This is a genomic window from Rhodoferax sp. GW822-FHT02D07 (genome assembly GCF_058802405.1).
Window position 1 is genome coordinate 200,231 of sequence record NZ_JBXAOD010000001.1, and the last position, 18,453, is coordinate 218,683.

Annotated in this window: 15 protein-coding genes; 10 read left to right on the forward strand and 5 right to left on the reverse strand. The window is 62.6% G+C overall.

Translation table 11 applies throughout. From position 1 onward, the window contains the following. Nucleotides 1-4: 4 nt before the first annotated feature. Complete coding sequence (locus AC1RNN_RS01005; RefSeq protein WP_493086743.1) at nucleotides 5-1,648, reverse strand: DUF1302 domain-containing protein; 1,644 nt, start codon at nucleotides 1,646-1,648, stop codon at nucleotides 5-7. Nucleotides 1,649-1,809: 161 nt separating this feature from the next. On the opposite strand from AC1RNN_RS01005, the gene AC1RNN_RS01010 reads away from it, so the two are divergent. Further along, nucleotides 1,810-2,721 carry a LysR substrate-binding domain-containing protein gene (locus AC1RNN_RS01010; protein ID WP_493086741.1) on the forward strand — a complete coding sequence of 304 codons (912 nt, stop codon included), beginning with the start codon at nucleotides 1,810-1,812 and terminating at the stop codon, nucleotides 2,719-2,721. A gap of 96 nt (nucleotides 2,722-2,817) precedes the next feature. Here AC1RNN_RS01010 and AC1RNN_RS01015 read toward each other — a convergent pair whose 3' ends face one another. After that, nucleotides 2,818-3,429 (reverse strand): FMN-dependent NADH-azoreductase, encoded by a 612-nt coding sequence (locus AC1RNN_RS01015; protein WP_493086739.1) that lies wholly within the window; start codon nucleotides 3,427-3,429, stop codon nucleotides 2,818-2,820. 133 nt (nucleotides 3,430-3,562) lie between these two features. Between AC1RNN_RS01015 and AC1RNN_RS01020 the strand changes: the two genes are divergently transcribed. Further along, nucleotides 3,563-4,498 (forward strand): LysR family transcriptional regulator, encoded by a 936-nt coding sequence (locus AC1RNN_RS01020; protein WP_493086738.1) that lies wholly within the window; start codon nucleotides 3,563-3,565, stop codon nucleotides 4,496-4,498. Between the two features lie 12 nt (nucleotides 4,499-4,510). On the opposite strand, the gene AC1RNN_RS01025 is transcribed toward AC1RNN_RS01020, so the two are convergent. Continuing rightward, entirely contained in the window at nucleotides 4,511-5,803 is a 1,293-nt protein-coding gene (locus AC1RNN_RS01025; RefSeq protein WP_493086737.1) for a patatin-like phospholipase family protein, read from the reverse strand. Nucleotides 5,804-5,955: 152 nt separating this feature from the next. Between AC1RNN_RS01025 and apbC the strand changes: the two genes are divergently transcribed. After that, nucleotides 5,956-7,047 (forward strand): iron-sulfur cluster carrier protein ApbC, encoded by a 1,092-nt coding sequence (apbC, locus tag AC1RNN_RS01030; RefSeq protein ID WP_493086736.1) that lies wholly within the window; start codon nucleotides 5,956-5,958, stop codon nucleotides 7,045-7,047. A 47-nt stretch (nucleotides 7,048-7,094) separates the two neighbouring features. Here apbC and AC1RNN_RS01035 read toward each other — a convergent pair whose 3' ends face one another. Next, nucleotides 7,095-7,661, reverse strand: a complete 567-nt coding sequence (locus AC1RNN_RS01035) for a nitroreductase family protein (protein WP_493086735.1) — start codon at nucleotides 7,659-7,661, stop codon at nucleotides 7,095-7,097. A gap of 75 nt (nucleotides 7,662-7,736) precedes the next feature. Between AC1RNN_RS01035 and AC1RNN_RS01040 the strand changes: the two genes are divergently transcribed. The 7 genes from AC1RNN_RS01040 (at nucleotide 7,737) to AC1RNN_RS01070 (ending at nucleotide 15,269) form a co-directional block, all read left to right on the forward strand. Further along, entirely contained in the window at nucleotides 7,737-10,037 is a 2,301-nt protein-coding gene (locus AC1RNN_RS01040) for an FdhF/YdeP family oxidoreductase (protein WP_493086734.1), read from the forward strand. Continuing rightward, nucleotides 10,034-10,285: a hypothetical protein gene (locus AC1RNN_RS01045; RefSeq protein WP_493086732.1), complete on the forward strand. Its 252-nt coding sequence runs from the start codon at nucleotides 10,034-10,036 to the stop codon at nucleotides 10,283-10,285. Before AC1RNN_RS01040 ends, AC1RNN_RS01045 begins: the two co-directional genes overlap by 4 nt. Further along, the gene (gene fdhD, locus AC1RNN_RS01050) at nucleotides 10,278-11,108 is read left to right on the forward strand and encodes a formate dehydrogenase accessory sulfurtransferase FdhD (protein WP_493086731.1); all 831 of its coding nucleotides are present in this window, start codon (nucleotides 10,278-10,280) and stop codon (nucleotides 11,106-11,108) included. Before AC1RNN_RS01045 ends, fdhD begins: the two co-directional genes overlap by 8 nt. 62 nt (nucleotides 11,109-11,170) lie before the next feature. After that, nucleotides 11,171-13,690 carry an ABC transporter permease gene (locus tag AC1RNN_RS01055; RefSeq protein ID WP_493086730.1) on the forward strand — a complete coding sequence of 840 codons (2,520 nt, stop codon included), beginning with the start codon at nucleotides 11,171-11,173 and terminating at the stop codon, nucleotides 13,688-13,690. Nucleotides 13,691-13,756: 66 nt separating this feature from the next. After that, a complete protein-coding gene (locus AC1RNN_RS01060) occupies nucleotides 13,757-14,359 on the forward strand; it encodes a nucleotidyltransferase domain-containing protein (RefSeq protein WP_493086728.1) in 603 nt (200 codons plus the stop codon). Further along, complete coding sequence (locus tag AC1RNN_RS01065) at nucleotides 14,313-14,771, forward strand: DNA-binding protein (protein ID WP_493086727.1); 459 nt, start codon at nucleotides 14,313-14,315, stop codon at nucleotides 14,769-14,771. Before AC1RNN_RS01060 ends, AC1RNN_RS01065 begins: the two co-directional genes overlap by 47 nt. 78 nt (nucleotides 14,772-14,849) lie before the next feature. Continuing rightward, a complete protein-coding gene (locus AC1RNN_RS01070; RefSeq protein WP_493086726.1) occupies nucleotides 14,850-15,269 on the forward strand; it encodes a group II truncated hemoglobin in 420 nt (139 codons plus the stop codon). Between the two features lie 29 nt (nucleotides 15,270-15,298). On the opposite strand, the gene AC1RNN_RS01075 is transcribed toward AC1RNN_RS01070, so the two are convergent. Next, nucleotides 15,299-18,385, reverse strand: a complete 3,087-nt coding sequence (locus AC1RNN_RS01075) for a sensor domain-containing phosphodiesterase (RefSeq protein WP_493086724.1) — start codon at nucleotides 18,383-18,385, stop codon at nucleotides 15,299-15,301. Nucleotides 18,386-18,453 lie beyond the last annotated feature (68 nt).

Here is an 18,453-nt window from a genome sequence, read left to right on the forward strand (position 1 = left end):
TGAATCAGAAAGTGGTGCGTACCGAGAGGGTGAGGTAGTTGCGGTCCTTGAGGGCCTGCAGGTACTGCGCGTTGTTGTTGGTGTCGAGCGTGGTACCCGCAGCACCCAGAAACTGGACGTAGTTCACTGCGAACGTCCAGTTACCGAGATACGTGCCAGAAAGGCCCAGCGTGAGGTCGCCTCCCTTGTCCACGCCGAAGCCGGGGCCCACGGCGGAGGAGCGCCCTTGGGTGTAGCCCACTCCGATCGAGGGGGTAAGGTCCAGTCCTGGACTGACTTGCCGATAGGTGGGCGCGTAAATCATGCGTACGGCCCATGCAGATTCATCCGAGTTCGGATTCAGCATCGACTCATTTTTCGTGACGCTCAGACGCCGGTTCCACGCCACTTCACCCACCAATGAGGCTTCGCGGGAAATGAAGGAGGGGCCCAAAGAAGCAATCCAGGAGACCTGTGCGTGGCCGGTCTGACCCACGGCATATCCCGGGTTGTCGCTGTTGTTGAGTCCTACGTTGGAGCCAGAGACCGTGTTGATTGCTTGTCCCGAGCTGGCCAGAGGCGCGTTATCGCGCACTGAAACTTCTCCCGCCCATCCCCATTCACCGACCGTCTTGGCAAAGCTTGCTCCGTACGCCTTGATGCCTTCGTGATATACCCAGCGGTATGAGCTCGGTGTGGGCGAGCTGGTGTTGTAGATGTTGCTGGGGGTATTAGCGTGGTAACGGATGGCGTAGAAGCCGAAGTCGGTATCTATCGACGAAGCGCGCACACGCAACTGGATACCACCTTGCCCATCACTACTTGGCTCCAGGTCCGCTTTCTTCACAAAAGAAAATGGACCTGCCGCAATGCGCTCGGCACCGGGGCCCATCGCGTCACTGGTGGATAGATAGGCCCCGACGGGAATCAGACGTGTCTTTTCCCATTCGTAACCTATGTATGCGCCTACGGAGACATCGGACGAGAGCTGTACTTGACCGGAGAGCTTGCCTGTGGGGCGTGCTACTTCCTTGAATGTCGAGTTGGGGACTGACAAGAGCTTGATCAGGTCCAGCGGCGCCTGTCCACCTGCAATGCCATTGGCGCCAAAGAACAGGCTCTCACCCCACAGCAACGTGTGACGTCCGACGCGCAGGGATGCCGGCTTGTCACCGATGTCGAAGTTGCTGTAGACGAAAGCGTCCAGCAGCTCTGCATCGTTGCCCATCAATCGCCGTGTTTCGGACGGGAACTCGCTTGCCGGGGTGTGATTGGATGTGCTCGTCGAGTTATTGGTGTTGCCTGCATAGGCGGCGTCAGACCAAGCGGCTGCACTGACGCGCATTCCGTACCTCGGGCCCGTCAAATCGATTTCGCTGAGCAGGTCCAAGCGGTTGGATACGATGCCTCGGTTGAAGTTGTTGTTGCCGTCGTTTTGGTTGAGGGTTCCCGTACCCGTCGATAGCTCGGAGCTGGCGGGGTCCAGGCGGTTCATCACGCTGTACTTGACGGTGTTGTCCCAGCGCAGTTTCCAGTCAGGGTTTCCTATATCGATCTCCGCCGCGGAGGCACTGTGGGCTGCCAGTAAAGCCAACGTTGCGAGCGAGATGGCATGACGGCGCCCGCGCACATGTACGGGGCTTGCGCCCGCACGCACTTCATTACTCATGGTTTGTCTCCGTTGTATTTTTTGAATCCATCCGTGAAGATGTGGCACCTCACTGGACAGGGCGCAACTGTAGGTAGCGCTCTCACATTCGGGAAATGGATTCTTTGGATGCTTGGTATCCGATAACTCAATATCAGGGATAACCCGCGCTGTACGGATATATGCGATTCAACAAACTCGATCTGAATTTATTGGTGGCTCTGGATGCCTTGCTAAGCGAAAGAAACATCAGCCGCGCAGGACAGCGCATTCACCTGAGCCAGCCAGCGACCAGCAACGCGCTCGCGCGATTGCGTGATTACTTTCAGGACGAACTTCTGATACCGCAAGGCCGACAGCTCATACTGTCTGCGCGGGCACAAGAGCTGGTCGGGCCAGTCCGGGAAGTTCTCATGCGGATAGATAGCACGATAGCGACCCAACCGACTTTCGATCCTGCCGACGCGATCCGCAAATTCGTACTGCTTATGTCCGATTACAGCGCGACGGTTTTCGTCCCCTCGTTGATTGAAAGGCTCTACGAGCTGGCACCTGGCATCAGTTTGGATTTGAGGCTTCTGGATGAAGGTCCACTGGAGCAGCTTGAAAGACGAGAGGTGGATCTACTGATCATCCCTTCGCAATATGTCTCGGACCTGCATCCCTCCAAGCCGCTGTTTGAAGAGGAATACGTGTGCGTGACATGGAAAGGAAATACACGCATTGAAGATCAACTTACCTTCGATGAGTATGTGGAGTCTGGACATGTCGCCGGCAGCTACTCTGTTGGTAGCAGAACGGCGCCCACCTTTGACAGTTGGTTTCTTGAGAGATTTGGCGTCAAGCGCAGAGTGGAGGTCTCAGCCCCGACGCTCGCCGCCTTGCCACAGATGCTGATTGGAACCAATCGTATTGCGACCGTTCACAGGCGCATTGCGCAACAGGCAGAGAGAACCTTGCCTGTAAGAATTTGGAAGACACCAATCGAAATACCAAAAATGATTCAAACCCTGCAGTGGCACAAACACCGCAATACAGACCTTGCCTTGCAATGGCTCATCGGTCTGGCGTTATCAGTGGGGCAGGACGTGTGAAGTGTGGCCCGGCGGCAGCCAACAAAAAAGCCCGGCAACGCCGGGCTTTTTTGTTGGCATGGGCCTTCGTGGGCCCACGGTGTGACAGGAGGCTGTTTAGGCAGCCAGCTTGGCAATGCCGTTCGCCGCTTCGGCCAGGGCTTCCGCTTTCTTGGCGTCGCCCATGGCCACGCCTTCGGCGCGCACAAAGCGCACGTCGGTGATGCCCAGGAAGCCGAACACGGTTTGCAGGTAGCTCTCTTGGTGTTCGGCAGCGCGACCCCAGTCGCTGGTGGAGTAGACGCCGCCGCGGGTGGAGGCCACGATCACGGTCTTGCCGCCGGCCAGGCCCTTGGGGCCGGTCTCGGTGTAGGTGAAGGTGCGGCCGGCTTGGGCGATACGGTCGATCCAGGACTTGAGCTGGCTGGGCACGCTGAAGTTGTACAACGGGGCGCCCACGACGATGACGTCAGCAGCCAGGAACTGGGTCACCAGGGCTTCGGAGATGGCGTTTTCGCGCTTTTGCACGTCGGTTTGGTCAGCGCCAGCGGGAGCCCGGAAGCCCAGGGAGTCGGCGGACAGGTGACTGGGGGTGTCCACGGCCAAGTCAAGGTATTCCACAGTGGTGCCGGGATGGGTGTTCACCCATTGGGCCACGGTGTCCTTGGTCAGTTGGCGGGACACGGAGTTGGCGCTCAGGATGCTGGAGTCAATGTGCAAGAGTTTCATGACAGGTCCTTTCAATGGGTGCTGTGTGTCAATGGTCATAATTGTCGTGACGGACCTAATGTTTGATAAGTCGGCAAAATTGCGATAGATTGTCCTGAAATTGGAACAATGATTGATTAAATAGAGGCCAGATATGCAAGACACCAACGACATGCTGTACTTCGCCGAGGTGGTGGAGCGCAGCGGTTTTGCTGCCGCCGGCCGCCATCTGGGCATCCCCAAGTCCAAGCTCTCACGTCGCGTGGCGGAGCTGGAGGAGCGCCTGGGCGTGCGCCTGCTGCAGCGCACCACGCGCAAGCTATCGCTCACCGAAGTGGGCGAGGTCTATCTGCGCCATTGCCTGGCCGTGCGCGACGCGGCCGAGGCAGCGGCCGAGGCGGTGGAGCAGGTGCAGACCGAGCCGCGCGGCACCATCCGCATTGCCTGTCCGGTGACGCTGGCGCAGCACACGGTGGGGCCCATCATGGCGCTGTTCCTGCTGCGCCACCCGCATGTGAAGGTGGACATGCGCATCAGCAACCGCGTGGTGGATCTGGTGGAAGAGGGCGTGGACGTGGCCTTGCGCGTGCGCGGCACGCTGGATGACAGCGGCAGCCTGGTGGTGAAGAAGCTGGGTGAGTCCAACACCGTGCTGGTGGCCAGTCCGCTGCAGCTGGAGCGCCAGGGCCGGCCGGCCTCCATCGACGACCTCTCGCGCATGGACACCATTGCCATGTCGGCCGTGGACGGCCGCGCCACCCTGGTGCTGCTCGGGCCGAATGGCGCGGTGCATAACCTGGTGCACCAGCCGCGCTATGTGGCTGACGACCTGCTCACACTCAAATACGCCGCCATGCAGGGTACCGGCATGTGCTTCATGCCTGACTACATGGTCCGCCGCGAGGTGGAGCAGGGCCGTCTGGTGCACGTGTTGCCAGGCTGGGCGCCGCCGCGCGGCATCTTCCACGCGGTCTATCCGTCCCGGCGCGGCATGGTGCCGGCGGTGAGACGCTTTCTGGATTTTCTGGACGAGCACACCAATGGCGAGGGCATGCCCCAGCTGCCGCCGGGCTGTCCTTCCATCGACTGAGGACGCGGCCGCCTAGTGGCGCAGGCGCAGTGGGTCGCGGCGGCGTTCCACGCGCGGCGGGGTGTTGCTGCTCAGGGCGCCGGGCTCGGTAATGGCTTCGGGGTCTACCCAGCCAAAGAACTTGCAGACCTCGGCACGCTGGCGTTGCGCATCGGCGTAGCCCAGAGCCATAAGCTCAGTGGTGTAGCCGCTCTCGAACAGCAGATAGCTGGCCAGGGCCGCGCCCTTGACGTCCGCCCGCGCGGATGACACGCCCACTCCGCCCAGCATGGTGCGCACCGCGTGCGGCAGGTCCGCCACATGGCGCGAAGCCACGGCGTCCAGGCGCTGGCTGGGGGCAATCACCAATAGGTCTACCGGCTTGAGGGCGCTGCCCTTGCGCGCCTCTTCGGGTACCAGGCGGATGGTCTGGTTGATGCGGCGTACGCGCTCCACGTCCACCGCCAGCGCGTCCAGAAAGATATTGGACAGCGCGTGGCCCGCAATCTGCGCAATGCTGGGGTAGCTGCTGGTGGTGTGCAGGTGGGCCTCGTTCTTGGGCTCATGCATGCGCCCGGCGCCTATGACCAGGATGCGCTCTGCGCCCAAATGAATAGCGGGTGCCACCGGCGCGCTCTGGCGCATGGAGCCGTCACCAAAATATTCTTCACGGCCGTTGATGTGCAGCTGCGTGGCCGGAAACACAAACGGGATCGCACTGGACGCCAGCAGGTGCGCGTGGGTGATGCGGTCGCGCACCGCAAAGCGTTGCGTGCGCATCCAGGGCATGAGGCGCTTGTCGCCCTCGAAGAAGGTGACGTGGTCGCCCGTGCTGTAGCTGGACGCGGTGACGGCCAGTGCCTGCAGATGGCCCTGGCGGACGAGTTCGGGAATGCGCTCCAGCGGCACCAGCTTGTGCAGCAGCTCACCCAGCGGTGCGTTGTCCAGCAGGGAGCGCGGTTTGATGCGCCGCCACTTGGCAATCAGCCAGCCCACGGACAGCAGCGTCATCCAGGTGGCGCCCGAGCGCAGCATGCTGAGGTGGTCGGCGCGGTAGACCTGCGCGGCGTGGAAGTTGCGCCAGGTTTGTGCGATGAGGCGCACCGTGGCGTCGAAGTTGTCGGTACCGCAGGCCAGGGCGGCGGCGTTGATGGCGCCAGCCGAGGTGCCGGCGATGATGGGAAATGGGTTGGGCTGGTCGCCCGCGCCGCAGGCCAGGCGGATGTCGGCCACGGCCTCCAGCACGCCCACCTGGTAGGCCGCGCGGGCCCCGCCACCGGTGAGCAAGAGGCCATTGGCGGGCAGCGGTGGGGGGATTTGCTCCATGGGCCCATTATGAAAAGCCCGCTGCGCTTGTAAACAGGCAAATGCGCGGGGAAAACCCTAGACGTTGCACGCTTGGTACGCCGCTGGCGCAAGGCACCTGGGCCAGTGCGGGGAAGCGATGGCCGGTAGACTTGCCGGATTCAGGAGTTTCTATGTCCGCGACCGTACAAGCCATCCACGACGCCTTGCAAGGCGTCATCGACCCCAACACCCAGCAAACCTTCGCCAGCGCCAAGGCCCTGAAGAACATCACTGTGGACGGCGGCAGTGTCCGCTTCGACCTGGAGCTGGGCTACCCCGCCAAGAGCCAGTGGCCCGCCATGGTGGAGGCGCTGACGGCCGCCGCCAAGGCTGTGCCCGGCGTAGCCAGCGTGCAGGTCACGCCCAGCACCAAGGTTATCCCCCACGCTGTGCAGCGCGGTGTACAGCTGTTGCCGGGCGTGAAGAACATCGTGGCCGTGGCCTCGGGCAAGGGCGGCGTGGGCAAGAGCACCACCGCCGCCAACCTGGCCCTGGCCCTGGCCGCCGAAGGCGCTCACGTGGGCCTGCTGGACGCCGACATCTACGGCCCCAGCCAGCCCATGATGATGGGCATTGAAGGCCGCCCCGAGTCGGCCGACGGCAAGACCATGGACCCCATGCGCAACCACGGCGTGCAGGTCATGTCCATCGGTTTTCTGGTGGACGGCGACCAGGCCATGATCTGGCGCGGCCCCATGGCCACCCAGGCGCTGGAGCAGCTGCTGCGCCAGACCAACTGGCAGGAGCTGGACTACCTCATCGTCGACATGCCGCCTGGCACCGGCGACATCCAGCTCACACTGAGCCAGCGCGTGCCCATGACGGGCGCCGTGGTCGTCACCACGCCGCAGGACATCGCCCTGCTGGACGCCAAGAAGGGCATCAAGATGTTCGAAAAGGTGGGCGTGCCCATCCTGGGCATTGTGGAAAACATGGCCGTGCACGTGTGCACCAACTGCGGCCATGTGGAACATATCTTTGGCGCTGATGGCGGCAAGAAGATGGCCGCCGGCTACGGCATGGACTACCTGGGCGCCTTGCCCCTGGCCCTGCACATCCGCGAACAGGCCGACAGCGGCCGCCCCACCGTGGTGGCCGACCCGGATGGCGAGGTGGCTGGTCTCTACAAGGGCATGGCCCGCCAGGTCGCGGTGAAGATCGCCGCCCAGGCCAAGGACTTCTCCAGCAAGTTCCCCACCATCACCATCAGCAAGAACAGCTGATTTTTAGCCAGATAGGGCTCTAGCCCCCGTGAAATGTGCGCGAACAGCTACCAAAAGCGTAGCGCTTGCGTGCCGTCCTTGCGCTCGGGGCCTTGCGGCGGGCGCGTGGGCGTGCCCAGCGCAATCCAGCCCACCAGGGTGTCGCCGGGTTCGCAAAAGGCCTGGGCAATGTGTGGGGCGCGGGCCTTGTCGCCGCTGAGCATCTTGCCGGCAAAGCCCATCGCGTGCGCCGCGTTGAGGAAGTTGGTCACCGCGCCGCCCACGCACATCCATTGCTCGTGCGCGGGCACCAGCGGGTGGCCCAGGTCAATGCGGGCCAGCACCGCCACCGTCATGGGCGCGCGCAGCGCGCGTTCTCGTTCGATGGCCACACCCTCGGCGTCCTTGCCTTTGCGCTGGGCATGTTCGGCAAACAGGTCGGCCAGGCGTTCGCGTGCTGTGCCCTGTACCACCAAGAAGCGAAAGGGCACCAGCTCCGCGTGGTCGGGCGCGCGCAGGGCGGCGGCCAGCATCTGCTGCAGCTGGGCCGCGTCGGGGCCGGGTGCGGTCAGGTGCTTGATGCCCAGGGAATAGCGGCTGTGCAGCAGGGCCAGGCCAGGGGGAATGTCCGTCATGGAAGTCCAGGAAGAGAGGGGAGTCCTCGGCTATGCTAAACGGGATATGACCTGCCACGGTCACAAGGAACCGCCATGAGCGAGCAGAAAATCGAGTTGTACACCGGCCCGGCCGGCGGCTGGGGCGCGCTGCGCAGCGTGGGCAACGCCCTGCTGCGGCAGGACATTCCCATCAAGGGTGCGAAAACCCTGCTGTCCGCCAACCAGCCCGATGGCTTTGACTGCCCGGGCTGCGCCTGGCCGGACCGCAACCACGCTTCCACCTTCGAGTTCTGCGAGAACGGCGCCAAGGCCGTGGCTGCCGAAGCCACCGCGCGCCGCACCACCGCAGCGTTCTTTGCGCAGCACACGGTGGCCGAACTCGCCACCTGGGGCGACTTTGCGCTGGAAGACCAGGGCCGCCTGACCGAGCCCATGGTCTATGACGCGGTCACTGACAAATACCTGCCCATTGCCTGGGACGATGCGTTTGCCCTGGTGGCCCAACACCTGAACGCGCTGCCCGACCCCAACGAGGCCATCTTCTACACGTCCGGCCGGGCCAGCAACGAGGCCGCGTTTCTCTACCAGCTGTTCGTGCGCGAGTACGGCACCAACAATTTCCCCGACTGCTCCAACATGTGCCACGAGCCCAGTGGCACCGGCATGCGCGAGAGCATTGGCGTGGGCAAGGGCACGGTCACGCTCGATGATTTTGAGCAGGCCGATGCCATCTTCATCTTCGGCCAGAACCCCGGCACCAACCACCCGCGCATGCTGGGCGAGCTGCGCCAGGCGGCCAAACGCGGCGCGCGCATCGTCAGCCTGAACCCGCTGCGCGAGCGAGGGCTGGAGCGCTTTGCCGACCCGCAGGACAAGCTGCAGATGGCCACGCTGGGCGACACGCCCATCAGCACCCACTACTTCCAGCTGAAGATCGGTGGCGACTTCGCGTTTGTGAAGGGCATGATGAAGCACCTGGTGGAGCTGCAGGATGCGGGAGAGGAGGTGCTGGACATGGCCTTCATCCATGAACACACCACCGGCTTCATTCCGCTGCTGGACGATCTGCGTTCCGAATCCTGGGCGCTGCTGGAGGCTGAGGCGGGGCTGGGCGCAGAGCACATGCGCGCCGCCGCCGAGGTGTACCGCGAGGCCGGCAGCGTCATCGCCTGCTGGGGCATGGGCATCACCCAGCACCAGAACTCGGTGGCCACCATCCAGATGATCGTCAACCTACTGCTGCTGCGCGGCAACATCGGCCGCCCCGGCGCCGGGCCTTGCCCGGTGCGCGGCCACAGCAATGTGCAGGGCGACCGCACCATGGGCATTTGGGAGAAGCCGCCCGCAGCCTTGCTGGACAACCTGCAGCGTGTCTTCGGCTTCACGCCACCACGTGCGCCGGGCTGGGACACGGTGGAGTCCATCCAAGCCATGCTGGACGGGCGCGGCAAGGTCTTCTTTGCGCTGGGCGGCAACTTTGCCGCCGCCACGCCCGACACCGCGCAAACCTGGAAGGCGCTGCGCCAGTGCGAGCTGACCGTGCATGTGGCCACCAAGCTCAACCGCAGCCACATCGTGCATGGCAAAGCCGCACTCATCTTGCCTTGCCTGGGGCGCACCGAGATGGACATGCAGGCCACCGGCCTGCAAAGTGTGAGCGTGGAAGACTCCATGAGCATGGTGCACCTCTCGGCGGGCATCAACCCGCCGGCCTCGCCCCAATTGCTGTCCGAGCCCGCCATCGTGGCCCGCCTGGCCGCGGCTACATTGGCAGGCCGCAGCCAGACACCCTGGCTCTGGCTGGTGGAAGACTACCGCCGCATCCGCGACCAGATCGAAGCCGTGTTCCCCGACTTCAAGGATTTCAACCAGCGCGTGAGCGTGCCCGGCGGCTTTCGCCTGCGCAACACGGCCAGCGAACGCGTCTGGGCCACGGCCAGCCACAAGGCGGTCTTCAAGGCCCACGCCGTGCCCACCGGCACCGCGCTGCAGCGCGCGCGTGAACGCAAGGGCGACGCCATCGTCTTCGCCCTCATGACCACGCGCTCGCACGATCAGTACAACACCACCATCTACGGCGCGGACGACCGCTACCGTGGCGTGTACGGCCAGCGCCGCGTGGTGTTTGCCAATAAGGAAGATATTCGCGCGCTGGGCATGAAGGATGGCGACTGGATCGACTTCCAGACCGTCTGGGACGATGGCGAGGAACGCCGTGCCGATGGCTTCAAGCTCGTGGCCTATGACATTCCGCGTGGCTGTCTGGCTGCCTACTACCCCGAGACCAATCCGCTGGTCCCGCTCTCGGCCGTGGCGCTGAACGCGGGCACGCCCACGTCCAAATCCATCCCGGTCATCTTGCTGCCCCATGTGCGGCAGGAGGCCACGGCGTGAGCGATGTGGGCGATGCGCTGCTGCGTGTGCTGGCCGAATCAGACCAGCCGGTCTCCGTGCCGCGCTTGGGCAAGCGCCTGGGCCTGGGTGCCAGCGTGGTCATGCGCACGCTCACGCTGATGGGCGACGCCGTGCTGGGCGGCCAGGCCGGCCCCGGTTGGGTGCAGCTGCGTTGTGAAGACGAGCGCTGGCTGGCCAGTCTGACCGAGGCGGGGCGCCAGCATCTGGCGGAATTGCCGCATGGCTGATTCCTCGCACGAATGGCCCGCACCGCTGACAACCGCGCCGGTGCAGCGCGTGCCGGCCGATGGTGTGCTGACCGACACGCTGGCCGCCGAGGTGCCGGTGGCCTTGGTTTTCAACGGCATCTCGCACGCCGTGATGCTGGCCACGCCGCAGGACCTGGAGGCTTTTGCGCTGGGCTTCGCAATGAGCGAAGGCATTCTGGATACGCCCGCGCAGTGCTTTGGCATCGAGGTGCAGCCGGTGGTGCTGGAAGGTGGCCCGGCGGTGGAGGTGCAGCTGGAGATTGCGGCCCCGGCCTTTGCCCGTCTCAAGGAACGGCGCCGCACCTTGGCCGGTCGCACGGGCTGTGGCGTCTGCGGCATCGACAGCCTGCAGGCGCTGGACTTGGCGCCGCCGCCTTTGCCCGCCGCTGCGCCCTGGGTGCAGGCGATGGACGCGCAGACGGTGCTGCGCGCCGTGCAGGCCATGGCGCCGCTGCAGGTGCTCAACGCGGCCTGCGGTTCGCTGCATGCGGCGGCTTGGGTCAGCCCCGAGGGCGAGATTGCACTGCTGATGGAGGACGTGGGCCGCCACAACGCGCTCGACAAGTTGCTCGGCGCGCTGGCCCACAGCGGTCGCATCGGCGAGCCCGGCTGGGTGCTCATGAGCAGCCGCGCCAGCCACGAGCTGGTGCGCAAATGCCTGCGCCTGCAGGTGCCCCTGCTGGCCACCATCTCCGCCCCTACGGACCTGGCGGTTGCCATGGCCCAGCGCAGCGGCCTGCAGCTCTGGGGCCTGTGCCGCGCGCCGCGCGCGGTGCGCTACGCGCCGCTGCCCGCCCGCTAGCCCCCAAAGCTCTGGGGAGAAAGCCCCCGGGTGAATAATGGCTTCCCTCTGAGGAGCTTCCCGTGAAACTGTCTTTCCTGGCGCTGGGCTGGCGCACCCTGTGGCGTGATGTGCGTTCTGGCGAGCTGCGCTTGCTGATCCTGGCGGTCACGCTGGCGGTGGCGGCGCTTACGGCCGTGGGCTTTTTTGCAGACCGGTTGCAGGGCGGCCTGCAACGCGATGCGCGCCAGCTGCTGGGGGGCGACGCCGTCATCTCCAGCGACAACCCGCCGCCGCCCGCCTTTGAGGAGCGTGCCCGCGCGGTGGGCCTGCAGGTGGTGCACACGCTGGGCTTTCCGACCATGGCGCGCGCCACCGACGCGCAAGGCGGTGCGGCCAAGCTGGTGGCGCTCAAGGTGGTGGAGCCGGGCTACCCACTGCGCGGCGCGCTGCGCGTGAGCAGCACCATGGACGGCGCAGATGCGCCCACCAAGGAGACACCCGCCAAGGGCCAGGCCTGGGTGGACGCCGCGCTGCTGGAGGCCATTGGCCTCAATGTGGGCGACACGCTGCTGCTGGGTGATAGCCAGTTCACGGTGAATCGCATCATCGTCATCGAGCCGGACCGCGGTGGTGGCTTCATGAACTTTGCGCCGCGCGTGATGATTTCGCAGCCCGACCTGGCTGCCACCGGCCTGGTGCAACCGGCCAGTCGCCTCAACTACCGCCTGGCCGTGGCGGGCAACGAGCCCGCCGTGAAGCGCTTTGTGGACTGGGCTGATGCGCAGGTGAAGACTGGCGGCGTGCGCGGTGTGCGGGTCGAGTCGCTTCAAAGCGGCCGCCCCGAGATGAGCCAGACGCTGGACCGCGCCAACAAATTCCTCAGCCTCGTGGCCCTGTTGGCCGCGCTCTTGAGCGCTGTGGCTGTGGCCCTGGCGGCGCGCGCCTTTGCGGCCAACCATCTGGACGACTGCGCCATGCTGCGCGTGCTGGGCCTGTCGCAGCGCACCATTGCCAGCGCCTATGCCTTCGAGTTCGCGCTGGTGGGCCTGTTTGCCAGCGGCCTGGGCGTGCTGCTGGGCTTTGGGGTGCATTACCTGTTTGTGGCCCTGCTGGCGGGACTGGTGGATACGGCGTTGCCCGCGGCCTCTTTGTGGCCGGTGGCGCTGGGCTTGGGCATGGGCCTCACGCTGCTCATGGCCTTTGGCCTGCCACCCGTGTTGCAGCTGGCCCAGGTGCCGGCGCTGCGCGTGATACGCCGCGATGTGGGCAACCTGCGCCCCGCGTCCATTGGTGTGCTGGCGATTGGCGTGGCCGGCTTTGCCGCGCTGCTGCTCACGGTGAGTAGCGACCTGATGCTGGGCCTGATCGCCGTGGGCGGTTTTGCGGCTGCGGTGCTGGTGTTTGCGTCCTTAAGCTGGCTGGCCGTCAAGCTCTTGCGCCGCAGCGTGAACGAGGCCACCGCACCGCGCTGGCTGGTGTTGGCTACGCGCCAGGTGTCGGCGCGCCCGGCCTATACGGTGGTGCAGGTGAGCGCGCTTTCGGTGGGCCTGCTGGCGCTGGTGCTGCTGGTACTGCTGCGCACCGACCTCATCAGCAGTTGGCGCCGCGCCACGCCGCCCGACGCGCCTAATCGTTTCGTCATCAACGTGATGCCCGAGCAGTCGCAGGCGTTCCAGAAGGCACTGACCGACCAGGGCGTGCGCAAGTTCGACTGGTACCCCATGATCCGCGGCCGCCTTGTGGCCGTAAACGGCAAGGCCGTGTCGCCCGACGATTACGCCGAGGACCGTGCCAAGCGCCTGGTGGACCGCGAGTTCAACCTCTCCAACAGCCGCAACCAGCCGGCCCACAACCCCATCGTGGCCGGCCGCTGGACCGAAGACGAAGAGGGCGCCGTGAGCGTGGAAGAGGGCATTGCCAAGACCCTGAACCTCAAGCTCGGTGACAGCCTGCGCTTTGACATCGGCGGCATCCAGACCGAATCGAAGATCACCTCGCTGCGCAAGGTGGACTGGGGCTCCATGCGTGCCAACTTCTTTGTGATGTACCCGGTGGACGTGCTCAAGGACGTGCCCAGCACCTACATGGGCGCCTTCAAGGCACCCGAGACCAAGGGCTTTGACAACGCGCTGGTGCGCCAATTCCCCAACGTGACCAATGTGGACATGACCAGCACGATCAACCAGGTGCAGCGCGTGCTGGACCAGGTGATCCGCGCGGTGGAGTTCCTCTTCGGCTTCACGCTGGCTGCGGGACTGGTGGTGCTGTTTGCGGCAGTGACTGCCACGCGCGAGGACCGCGCGCGCGAATTCGCCATCATGCGCGCGGTGGGTGCCGGCAGTAGCCTGCTGCGCCAGGTGCAGCGCACCGAACTGGCAGGCGTGGGCCTGCTGGCGGGCTTCCTCGCCTCCATCGTGGCAGCGGCCGTGGGCTGGGCGCTGGCGCGCTATGTGTTCGAATTCGACTGGACAGTGCAGCTCTGGGTGCCGCTGGTGGGCGCGCTGGCCGGTGCCGCGCTGGCCCTGTCGGCCGGCTGGTGGGGTCTGCGAGAGGTATTGCAACGCCCGGTGGTGGAAACCCTGCGCCGTGCCGTGACTTGAGAACTGGGATTGCCGACATTGAAAATGAAGCTTTAATTGCTACAATTGGAGCAAATAAAGCTACATATGCTCGCCGACCTCCTGTTTGGTGCTTACCGCAAAAAAGTCTTGGGCCTGCTCTTGCTCCACCCGGACATGGACTACCACGTCCGCGAGCTGGCCCGGCAAACGGGCACCGCGCCCGGCACCCTGCATAAAGAGCTGGCACGCTTGGCAACGGCTGGCCTGCTGCTGCGCAAAGAGCAGGGCAACCAGGTGCGCTACCAGGCCAACCAGCAATGTCCCGTGTTTCCCGAATTGGCCGGCCTGTTGCGCAAGACCACAGGCGCGGCCGAGCTGCTGACCAACGCGTTGGCACCACTGCACCCACCGTTGTCATTCATATTTGGTTCCGTAGCCGGTGGCACTGAAACCGCTGCCAGCGATGTGGACCTTCTGGTCATTGGTGACTTTGGCTTTGCCGACCTGGTGCGCGCTGTTTACCCCGTGCAAGCCGAGCTGGGCCGGGAAATCAACCCCGTTGTCTACAGCGTGCAAGAGCTGCAGCGTCGCGTGCGGGCGGAGGATTCTTTCGTCTTGGACCTGTTGCGCAAACCCAAGATTTATTTGACCGGAACCGAAGATGACCTTAGCCAACTTACTGGCCATCCAACGCCTGCTGGCGTTTAACGCCACGCCCGAAGGTGTGCAGCGTTTGCTGGCAGCGGCAGTGCGCAACTTGGCGGACGCCCAGCTTGCCCAGCTGAGTCCAGAGAATCGCTTTGATGCAGGCTACAAATGCATCATGCAGTGCGCCATGTTGGGCTTGTGGGCGCGCGGCTACCGCACCTCTACCAGCCAGCCCGGCCATCACCAAACTGCCCTGCAGGCGCTGCCCCTGACCATGGGGCTGCCGAACGACATCATCATCGTGCTGGATGCGCTGCGCAAACAGCGCAACCTGAATGATTACGAAGGCGACCCGATTGGCGACGCCGTGGTCAACGAATGCCTGGTTCAGGCGCAAGTTCTGCTGAGTCATACCCGCAAGTTCCTGCAAAGCCAGTTTCCCGACTTGCTGGGACCCGCGAAACATGGTTAGAGTCACAAACTACTATGCTTTTGATAGCTGCTCGCGCAAATTCGGTGGGGGCTAGAGGCCAATTTCTTATAAAACTGTATGACTGAAGAAGCATCCACCGGTACCACCCCGTTTGAATGGATAGGCGGCGAAGCCGTGGTCCGCAGCCTGGTGGACCGGTTCTACGATCTGATGGACCTGGAGCCTGGCTACACCGCGCTGCGCGCAGTACATGGCAGCAGCCTGGACAAGGCGCGTGACCACCTGTTCTGGTTCCTGTGCGGCTGGCTGGGCGGGCCTGACTACTTTGTGGAGCGCTTTGGCCACCCGCGCCTGCGCGCGCGCCACATGCCTTTCAAGATCGGCATTCTGGAGCGCGACCAATGGCTGGCCTGCATGGACCAAGCCATGGGTGATGTGCAGCTCGACCCGGTGTTGCGGGAGCGGCTGAACAAATCCTTCTTCCAGACCGCGGACTGGATGGTGAACCAGAATCCGTTAGTCAGAAAAATGCCATAGAGATGTACGGGTCTAGCCCCATCGGGGGATCAACTGTGCGTCTCGTTGATCGAACATAGAAAACGTTGCAAGTCTGCGGCAGGAAGCGCGCGGCTGAATAGGTAGCCCTGATAGGCCAGGCAACCATGCGCGGCCAGGAAGTCACGCTGTGCGTCGGTTTCCACCCCTTCAGCAATAACCGACAAACCCAGACTTTGGCCGAGTGTGATGATGGTGCTCACGATGGATGCGTCATTGGCGTCAGAAACGATGTCCCGCACAAAAGACTGGTCTATCTTGAGTTGTTCCAGCGGGAGACGCTTGAGGTAGGAAAGCGACGAATAGCCAGTACCGAAATCATCCAGGGAAAAGTGCAAGTTGAGCATGCGTAGTGCACCCATTTTGGAAATGATCAAGTCGAGATCGTCGGCCAGCAAGCTTTCGGTCAGTTCCAGTTTGAGTCGACGGGCATCCACTTCAACATCACGCACAACATCAATGACTTGTTGGACAAAGTCGGGGTGGCGGAATTGTTTGGCACTGACATTGACGGCCATGGTCAAATGGGATGTGGCGCTGTTTTGTTGCCAATTCTTCAACTGTTTGCAGGCCGTGTGCAGAACCCATTTTCCCAGAGGGAGAATGATGCTGGTTTCTTCCGCCACCGGTATGAATTCAGCCGGTGAAACCAGGCCACGCTGTGGATGCTGCCAACGTACCAGCGCTTCCACGCCAATCATTCTGTTGGTCGCATCGAATTGAGGTTGGTAGTGCAACAGGAATTCGTTGCGGGCCAATGCAAGTCGCATATCCAATTCGAGCTTGACCCGCGCAGTGACGATGTCTTGCATCGTCGAATTAAAGTATTGGATAGTGTTGCGTCCTGAAGTCTTTGCTTGATACAGAGCCAGATCGGCTTGCTTCAGAAGCTCGGTTTCCCCATTGCTTGCTTTTCCGAAAGGTGCAATTCCAATGCAGGAGGTACTGTTTTGCTCCAGGCCATTGAGTTCGTAAGGCGCGGCCAGCGCGGCCAGTATGCCTTCGCACGTATTGAGCGTCAGCTGAGCTGATTCGATTTCGTTGGTGCCCAGGCTTTCCAGTATGACGACGAACTCGTCGCCGCCGAAGCGTGCGACGGTGTCCGCCGCGCGCGCGCAGCGCACCAGTCGAGCCGCAACTTGCCCAAGCAGCATGTCGCCACTCTCATGGCCCAATGTGTCATTGAGTGCTTTGAAGTTATCCAAATCAATGAAAAGCAGCGCACCGTATTGCCCGCTTCGCTTGCTGCTCTCCAGTGCGCGTTTTAAACGCTCCATGAGCAACAGCCGGTTGGGCAAGCGCGTTAACTGATCGTAGAAAGCTAGGTCGTAGATTTTGCGCTCGGCAATCTTTCGTGTAGTGATGTCGGTATTGATGGACAACACTGATTTGGGTTGTCTCATCTCGTCGTAGACCAAGGTCCAGTGCGATTCAACCTCGACAACGCTTCCATCTTTTCGCAAGTGTTGCACTTCGCCTTGCCAGGCTCCGCTGGCCATCAACTTGCCCAAGTTTTCCTGAAACTCAGCCGGATCTTTGTAGAGACGGTCGGCCATCTTGTTGCCGTGTGCCTCCTGTGCGGTCCAGCCATAGAGACGCTCCGCGCTTTGATTCCAATACACAACGCCGTGAACCAGATCACGCAAGATGATGGCATCCTGGGCTTTGTCCAGTAATTCTGCCTGCTCACGGATACGGGCGTCTGCCAGTTGTCTTTGCATTTCCGCGGTAACGCGAGCCGCGAAGATCTGCAAGATGGACAGCACAAAATCCTGGTCCTCCAACGGAGCGTGAAACAGCACAAAAATATGGCCAATGGCTTCACCTTGCGTGTCATCCAGGCGTTGTCCCGCATAGGCCTTGAAATTCATCTGGAATGGCATGGTGGCGCGAGGGTAGTCACTGGCAAGATCACCATTTACAACCCATTGACGGTGCGCATAGAGAGTGTCACACGGCATGCTTTCGATCGGATATTCGAAGTTTTGCAACGTATGTCCATCCATCGCTGCAACCAGCGTCTTCGCGCTCGGCGGCTCACCGGCCTGCAGTCTGGCTATGAAGGCTGCCTGCGCACCTAAAGCCTCACATATATTGAGCGCCAATTGGGCAAGAAACTCCAATCCTGAATGGACCGAAACTGCGGCGGCTACCTTCAGGACCGTGGCCTGAAAGTGCCGCTGCTTCTCCTGTGCGCGCAAATTGCAGATGCCAAACGCCAAGTCATTGGCCAACCCCTGCAGCAGCTTGATTTCGTCCTGGGCAACGTTGACCACTTCGCTGCTGTAGAGCAACAACACACCAAACGTGGTTTCGCCATTGATCAACGGCAAACTGATCAACCCCCGAACACCTGCGTCCTCCAATCCCTTGCCCCATGGCCGGAAGTTTTCCGGCTTCAGAATATCGTCAACGATGACGGGGCTGCCGGAGCGTACTGTGCGTCCGGCGGCACCGCGCCCTTCCGGTACGTCTTCTGACCAGGAGGTGCGCTGCTGATGCACATAGCTGGGCGTCACTCCGCAAAAGGCGATGCGTTCGATGGTGCGGGCTTCGTCATGTCGCACAAACCCAACCCAAGCGCCCAGATAGCCACCGCTTTCCACTGCGATGCGGCAGATGTCCTGCAGCAACACATCCTCAGCATTGGCGCGCAGCAGCGCATCGTTGCAGCTGCTCAACATGAGTTGCGCACGGTTCACCCGCGCCAATGCACGCTCGGCCTGCAGCCGCAAAGTTGCATCAACGAACATGAGCATATTCATTGGCTGGCCAAGAAAGCTCACGTCGTCGACCGTTACCTCCACATCGACCAGGGATGTGTCCCTGCGCACATGGCGGCAAGTGATTGGTGGCTGCTCAGGCTTCGATGAAAATTCGTTGGTGAATTCGTGTGCCGTTGGCCAGAGATTTGCCAACGTCATACACAGCATTTCGGCTTCGCTATAGCCATAGAACTGCGTCATGGATATATTCACCGCCATGAGCTTCAGATTGCGAGCGTCGTAGACGCACATCGGTCGCACATTCCTCTGGAAAAAACGCCAGAAAGGACTATCTGTGCTTTGCGCCAGGCTCAGTTGATTTTGATTGCTCACCAAATTCCTCTGGGGGTAATCTTTTCAAATTTGGCTCCCCGCACAACGGCATGCAGTGGTCACATGGC

Coding starts and splice junctions, on each gene's coding strand:
- AC1RNN_RS01005 (WP_493086743.1), bottom strand. CDS start 1,648: ATGAGTAATGAAGTGCGTGCGGGCGCAAGCCCCGTACATGTGCGCGGG.
- AC1RNN_RS01010 (WP_493086741.1), top strand. CDS start 1,810: ATGCGATTCAACAAACTCGATCTGAATTTATTGGTGGCTCTGGATGCC.
- AC1RNN_RS01015 (WP_493086739.1), bottom strand. CDS start 3,429: ATGAAACTCTTGCACATTGACTCCAGCATCCTGAGCGCCAACTCCGTG.
- AC1RNN_RS01020 (WP_493086738.1), top strand. CDS start 3,563: ATGCAAGACACCAACGACATGCTGTACTTCGCCGAGGTGGTGGAGCGC.
- AC1RNN_RS01025 (WP_493086737.1), bottom strand. CDS start 5,803: ATGGAGCAAATCCCCCCACCGCTGCCCGCCAATGGCCTCTTGCTCACC.
- apbC (WP_493086736.1), top strand. CDS start 5,956: ATGTCCGCGACCGTACAAGCCATCCACGACGCCTTGCAAGGCGTCATC.
- AC1RNN_RS01035 (WP_493086735.1), bottom strand. CDS start 7,661: ATGACGGACATTCCCCCTGGCCTGGCCCTGCTGCACAGCCGCTATTCC.
- AC1RNN_RS01040 (WP_493086734.1), top strand. CDS start 7,737: ATGAGCGAGCAGAAAATCGAGTTGTACACCGGCCCGGCCGGCGGCTGG.
- fdhD (WP_493086731.1), top strand. CDS start 10,278: ATGGCTGATTCCTCGCACGAATGGCCCGCACCGCTGACAACCGCGCCG.
- AC1RNN_RS01060 (WP_493086728.1), top strand. CDS start 13,757: ATGCTCGCCGACCTCCTGTTTGGTGCTTACCGCAAAAAAGTCTTGGGC.
- AC1RNN_RS01065 (WP_493086727.1), top strand. CDS start 14,313: ATGACCTTAGCCAACTTACTGGCCATCCAACGCCTGCTGGCGTTTAAC.
- AC1RNN_RS01070 (WP_493086726.1), top strand. CDS start 14,850: ATGACTGAAGAAGCATCCACCGGTACCACCCCGTTTGAATGGATAGGC.